Below are 5,988 nucleotides of genomic sequence, written 5' to 3' on the forward strand. Positions count from 1 at the left end.
TTTGGCATCGGGCACGCTCATCCCGCCGAACTGACTGCGCCACAGGTAGTACGAGGCCTCGCTGAAGCCATGGCGTCGGCACAGGTCCTTGATCGCCACGCCGCTTTCGGCTTCGCGCAGGAAGCCGAGGACTTGCTCGTCAGTCAAACGCTTCTTCACGTCCAATCTCCTTTGGGTAGGGAATTGGACTCCAAACTGGGGCGCTACTCAAACTCGGGGGGACGTCGGCTAGGTGCTAGTCTCCGCAGAAGCTTGTACTATCTGCCGTACAGATCTGGCCTGGGGATGGCTGGACGGAGAACGAAAAATGTCCGCGAGCCGTACAGCCATTGCGAAATCGTCAGCATCACGTGACGCAAGCCCATTGTCTTTGTTTGTCTGGGAGGGGACGGACAAGCGAGGCATCAAAATGAAGGGCGAGCAGGTTGCCAGAAATGCCAACATGCTTCGCGCTGAATTACGCCGACAGGGGATTACACCCAATGTCGTAAAATCGAAACCGAAGCCGTTATTTGGTGCAGCGGGCAAGAAAGTTACCGCCAAAGATATCTCGTTCTTCAGCCGTCAGATGGCGACTATGATGAAGTCTGGCGTACCTATTGTAAGTGCGCTTGAGATCATTGGTAGTGGCCAAAAAAACCCACGCATGCGCGATATGGTTGGTAAAATTCGCACAGATATTGAAGGCGGTTCGTCTTTGCACGAAGCAATTAGCAGGCATCCCGTGCAGTTCGATGAACTGTACCGCAATTTAGTGAGAGCCGGCGAAGGCGCCGGCGTTCTTGAAACGGTCCTAGATACAATTGCATCTTATAAAGAAAATATTGAGGCACTTAAAGGAAAAATTAAAAAGGCTCTCTTTTATCCAGCGATGGTGATGGCAGTTGCGATGATTGTTAGTTCAATTTTGCTTATATGGGTAGTCCCACAATTTGAGGACGTCTTCAAGGGATTTGGTGCTGAACTTCCAGCTTTCACTCAGTTAATCGTAAACGCATCTCGCTTCATGGTTGCCTGGTGGTGGCTTATTTTATTTATCGCCTTAGGCACAGCCGCTGGCTTTTTCTTCGCTTACAAACGTTCGCCAGCCATGCAGCATGGGATGGACAGACTGATCCTCAAGGTTCCGGTAATTGGGCAAATTATGCATAACAGTGCAATTGCCAGATTTGCGCGCACTACCGCAGTCACCTTTAAAGCCGGCGTACCGCTTGTAGAAGCGCTTGGCATTGTTGCAGGAGCCACTGGAAATTCTGTATACGAAGCTGCAGTGCTACGCATGCGCGACGACGTGTCCGTTGGTTATCCAGTCAATGCGGCTATGAAACAGGTCAATTTATTTCCTCATATGGTGATCCAGATGACCGCAATCGGCGAAGAGGCAGGCGCCTTGGACGCGATGCTGTTCAAGGTTGCTGAGTACTTCGAACAGGAAGTCAACAACGCCGTAGACGCGCTCAGCAGCCTTCTCGAACCACTGATCATGGTGTTCATCGGCACCATCGTCGGCGGCATGGTCATCGGCATGTATCTTCCGATCTTCAAACTCGGCGCAGTGGTTGGATAAGACGTAATGGCATTTCTCGACCAGCATCCCGGTCTCGGCTTTCCTGCCGCGGCCGGACTGGGACTGCTGATCGGCAGCTTCCTGAACGTGGTGATCCTGCGCTTGCCCAAGCGCATGGAATGGCAGTGGCGGCGCGATGCGCGCGAGATCCTTGAGCTGCCGGAGCTTTATGAGCCGCCGCCGCCAGGGATCGTGGTGGAGCCGTCGCACGACCCGGTGACCGGCGACAAGCTCAAGTGGTGGGAGAACATTCCACTCTTCAGCTGGTTGGCCTTGCGCGGCAAGTCGCGTTACAGCGGTAAGCCGATTTCCATTCAATACCCCTTGGTGGAAGTACTGACCTCGATCCTGTGCATGGCCAGCGTCTGGCGCTTCGGCTTCGGCTGGCAAGGCTTCGGCGCGATCGTGCTGAGCTGCTTCCTGGTGGCGATGTCCGGCATCGACCTGCGCCACAAGCTGCTGCCGGACCAGTTGACCCTGCCGCTGATGTGGCTGGGTCTGGTCGGCTCGATGGACAACCTGTACATGCCAGCCAAGCCCGCCCTACTCGGCGCGGCGGTGGGCTATGTCTCGCTGTGGACGGTGTGGTGGCTGTTCAAGCAACTCACCGGCAAGGAAGGCATGGGCCATGGCGACTTCAAGCTGCTGGCCGCACTCGGCGCGTGGTGCGGGTTGAAAGGCATCCTGCCGATCATCCTGATCTCCTCCCTGGTCGGCGCCATCCTGGGCTCGGCCTGGTTGGTTGCCAAGGGCCGCGACCGCGCGTCCCCGATTCCGTTCGGCCCCTACCTGGCCATCGCCGGCTGGGTGGTGTTCTTCTGGGGCAATGATCTGGTGGACGGCTACCTGCACTTCGCAGGCCTGCGTTGACCGGGGCACGGCGATGAGCGACTTCATCGTCGGCCTCACCGGCGGCATCGCCTCCGGCAAGAGCGCTCTCGCTGCCGAGTTCGAGGCCCTGGGCGTGCCGGTGATCGATGCCGATATGGTCGCGCGGCAGGTCGTGGCGCCAGGCCCCCTTCTTGATGCCATCTCCGAGCGCTTCGGGCGCAGCATCTTGCTGCCGGACGGAACGCTCGACCGCCAGGCCCTGCGCCAGATCGTCTTCGCCGATGCTACCCAACGGCGGGCGCTCGAAGCCATCACCCACCCCGCCATCCGCACCGAACTGCGACGCGCGGCGCTGGCCGCCCTGGGACCGTACGCCATCGTGGCGATCCCGCTGCTTGCCGAAGCCGGTGGACGCACCACCTACCCATGGCTGGATCGCATCCTCGTCGTCGATATTCCGGCCGCCTTGCAGCACGCGCGCTTGATACGCCGCGATGGCGCCACACCGGGGTTGGCGAATCGGATGATCGCCGCACAGGCTACGCGCGAACAGCGACTTTCCATTGCCGACGATGTCGTCAGCAATGACGGCACTCAGGAACGGTTGGTACAGGAAGCGCGCAGGTTGGATCGGGACTATCGGGCGGTAGCTTCAGGGCAATAGCGTGTGATCTTCTCGCATCAGGGCCGCAAAGCTTCAGCTCACTGCCGCCACCGTCGGCAGAGCAGCCCGCTTCTGCACAGCAGGTATGCCATTACAGATAAGCGATGCGTCCAGACAAGACATCGGTCATAGTGGCGCCCGAAGATCGCCGGGCTCCCCCAACACCGGCCCCCACATGGAATCAAGTAAGAGAGCAATGCGCATCCGACACATTGGTCCATTCAATACCGTACAAGAAAATATTTTCCGATTTTATCAAGCGCGAATCATTTCGAAATCGCTGAAGACATTAGGAAGTCTGATACTCACCACGAGCCTATGCCTTACGGCGACCACATCAGTCGCTCAAGACTTCGAGATCGGCAAGATCCCAGCATTACCTGGCGATTTGAATCCGCAACTGGATGGCTATAATGCCGGATGCAAGATCCTGAACTGTGGCGGACAAGGCAACGGCATGCACCAAGGTCAGCCAGCCTCCATCGTCATTTTGCGCTGGACATGGCCGAATGAGCCTGAATTACAGCCGTAAAAGGCATTAGGCTTTGTATCGATCAATAATTGCACCACACTCAATTCGACATGCAAGGAGGGACCGGATGCGTTGTATCCTACGGTCCTAATGAAATTGTGGGCTTGCCCTGCCGGATTTGATCCAAATCCGGCAAACAACATGACATGCATTCGCCGGCCAATCGATCCCGGCAAGAACAACGAATGCGACACTCCGACATCCGGCTCCTGCACTGCAGGAAATCCAATCAACTTTTTCACTGGCGCCAAACTACAGAAAGAAGTCGATTTTTCCGCAAACGGAACCAAACTTCAATTCTCCCGTTATTACACCAGTGGAAATATTGGCCTTGATGCCGGCTCTCCACTGGGTATTGAGTGGCGGCATTCCTACATGCGATCGATTAGGGCCAACTTAACGGCCGGAGCAAAAACCGTTCTACTCACAAGACCAAGCGGCAATTCGTATCTATTCAAGGATGAAGGAAACGGCGAGTGGCATGCAGAAAGTGATGTGCGCTACCTGTTAGAGGAAGTCAAGGTGGATGTGGCGTTGGTGAGTTGGTGCGTGCATGCTCCCGATCAGACCACCGAGGAGTTCGATGCAGCCGGCTACTTGCAGAAAATCGATTACCCTGACGGCGACTTTGTAACCCTCCGCTACGCGGACGGAAAAGTTTCAACAGTGGTTGATGCGACCGGACGGAGCCTTGCGTTCTCATACAAATATGGGCATCTAGACTCCATCACGCTTCCGGATGGGAAGACCCTGACTTATGCTTTTGATGATAAAAATAGATTGCACAGCGCTTCATCGCAGGATGGCTCCGTCAGATCATATTCTTACGAGAACAACGACCTTCCAAGCGCTTTGACAGGAATTGCGGATGAGCAAGGCATCCGATTTGCATCATGGGAATACGATCAGACAGGTCGCGCGACGCGCAGCTATCATGGCACCGCCTCCAATCCGGAAGATGACACAAAAATCACCTACGACCAAAGTTCGGCGACGGTAACAAACGCGCTAGGCGCTTCCTCTTCTTTTGCAATGGATGTCAGTTACGGGCGAGCCAAATTTGCCTCAGCGACTAACAATTGCCCCGGCTGCGGTACGTCGCAGAGCATCAAAGGCCAGACGTACGATGCATCGGGCTATGCCGATGTCAAAGAATACTTCAACGGCACGAAGGTCGATGAAGATTACAATTCGCGCGGGCTTCGCACCCTGGAAGCAACGACCCGAGACGGCCTGAACATCAAAAAGGTTGCAGTCGACTGGCACCCCACGCTACCGACCCCCGTCGCAAGATCGATTTTTTCCAGCACTGGCGATCTTCAGCAGAAGCAGGAATGGACGCTCAATGACCGTGGACAAGCTCTCGCGTCCACCACCACGGATGGTAAAACCGGCGCTGTCAGGAGGAATGCCAACAGCTTCTGCGAACAATCGAATGTTGATACCGGTTCCAATTGCCCCCGCGTCGGGCTGCAGCTGACAGCTGAGCATTACGATGGTGCTCAATGGCGAATCACACGCTTCAGCTACTACATGACCAATGACGCAGGCTGCGCGTCTTCCACTAGCTCCTGCCCGCACCGCAAAGGCGACTTGTGGAAAGTCACCAATGCCCTAGGCCAAGTCACCGAATACCTCGCCTACGACGGCACCGGCCGCCCGCTATCCATCAAGGACGCCAACGGCATCGTCACCGATTACACCTATCATCCACGCGGCTGGCTGACCGCCACCAAGGTGCGCGGGGCCGATGCGTCCAGCGAGGCCGATGACCGCATCACCCGCATCGATTACTGGCCCACCGGTCTGGTCAAGCAGGTCACCCAGCCCGATGGCGCGTTCACTGCGTTTACCTACGATGCGGCGCATCGGCTGACCGACATCACCGACAACGCGGGCAATAGCGTCCATTACACGCTGGACAACGCCGGCAATCGCGTCAAGGAAGACACCACCGATGCCTCGGGCACCTTGAAGCGCACGCTCTCGCGCGTCTACAACCAGCTCGGCCAGCTCAAGACGCAGGCCAACGCGGGCAGCAATCCGACCGACTTCGAGTACGACGCCAACGGCAACGCCACCAAGGTGACCGATGCATTGGCAACCGCAACGCAGAGCGAGTACGACCCGCTCAATCGCCTCTCGCGCACGCTGCGGGATGTGGCCGGCATCGAGGCCAACACCACATTCGACTACGACGCGCTCGACAACCTGACCAAGGTCACCGACCCCAAGGGCCTGGACACCCGCTACGAGTACAACGGCTTCGGCGATCTGGTGAAGCTCACCAGCCCCGACACCGGCATCACCAGCTACACCTATGACAGCGCCGGCAACCGCGCCACCCAGACCGATGCGCGCGGCAACACCACTGCCTATGGCTATGACGCACTC

General features: G+C 57.0%; 6 protein-coding genes. 5 read left to right on the top strand and 1 reads right to left on the bottom strand.

The features are described from left to right. Window positions 1–159: transposase (locus tag XBLMG947_RS20370; protein WP_065470352.1), on the bottom strand; the 159-nt coding region annotated here is incomplete at its 3' end. Between the two features lie 148 nt (window positions 160–307). Between XBLMG947_RS20370 and XBLMG947_RS20375 the strand changes: the two genes are divergently transcribed. The 5 genes from XBLMG947_RS20375 to XBLMG947_RS20390 form a co-directional block, all read left to right on the top strand. Then, window positions 308–1,567, top strand: coding sequence for a type II secretion system F family protein (locus XBLMG947_RS20375; RefSeq protein ID WP_065470349.1), 1,260 nt, complete (start codon window positions 308–310; stop codon window positions 1,565–1,567). Window positions 1,568–1,573: 6 nt separating this feature from the next. Beyond that, window positions 1,574–2,437 carry a prepilin peptidase gene (locus tag XBLMG947_RS20380; protein ID WP_065470350.1) on the top strand — a complete coding sequence of 288 codons (864 nt, stop codon included), beginning with the start codon at window positions 1,574–1,576 and terminating at the stop codon, window positions 2,435–2,437. Between the two features lie 13 nt (window positions 2,438–2,450). Next, the gene (coaE, locus tag XBLMG947_RS20385) at window positions 2,451–3,062 is read left to right on the top strand and encodes a dephospho-CoA kinase (RefSeq protein ID WP_065470351.1); all 612 of its coding nucleotides are present in this window, start codon (window positions 2,451–2,453) and stop codon (window positions 3,060–3,062) included. A gap of 196 nt (window positions 3,063–3,258) precedes the next feature. Further along, window positions 3,259–3,594, top strand: a complete 336-nt coding sequence (locus tag XBLMG947_RS23025) for a hypothetical protein (protein WP_139074463.1) — start codon at window positions 3,259–3,261, stop codon at window positions 3,592–3,594. 141 nt (window positions 3,595–3,735) lie between these two features. Beyond that, on the top strand, window positions 3,736–5,988 hold a 2,253-nt coding region (locus tag XBLMG947_RS20390; protein ID WP_245228282.1), incomplete at its 3' end, for a DUF6531 domain-containing protein.

Origin of the sequence: Xanthomonas bromi (assembly GCF_900092025.1) — a bacterium.
GTDB classification, from domain to species: Bacteria; Pseudomonadota; Gammaproteobacteria; order Xanthomonadales; family Xanthomonadaceae; genus Xanthomonas; species Xanthomonas bromi.

Excerpts from the sequence above, each read along its gene's own strand:
- XBLMG947_RS20375 (WP_065470349.1), top strand. The coding sequence starts at position 308 with ATGTCCGCGAGCCGTACAGCCATTGCGAAATCGTCAGCATCACGTGAC.
- XBLMG947_RS20380 (WP_065470350.1), top strand. The coding sequence starts at position 1,574 with ATGGCATTTCTCGACCAGCATCCCGGTCTCGGCTTTCCTGCCGCGGCC.
- coaE (WP_065470351.1), top strand. The coding sequence starts at position 2,451 with ATGAGCGACTTCATCGTCGGCCTCACCGGCGGCATCGCCTCCGGCAAG.
- XBLMG947_RS23025 (WP_139074463.1), top strand. The coding sequence starts at position 3,259 with ATGCGCATCCGACACATTGGTCCATTCAATACCGTACAAGAAAATATT.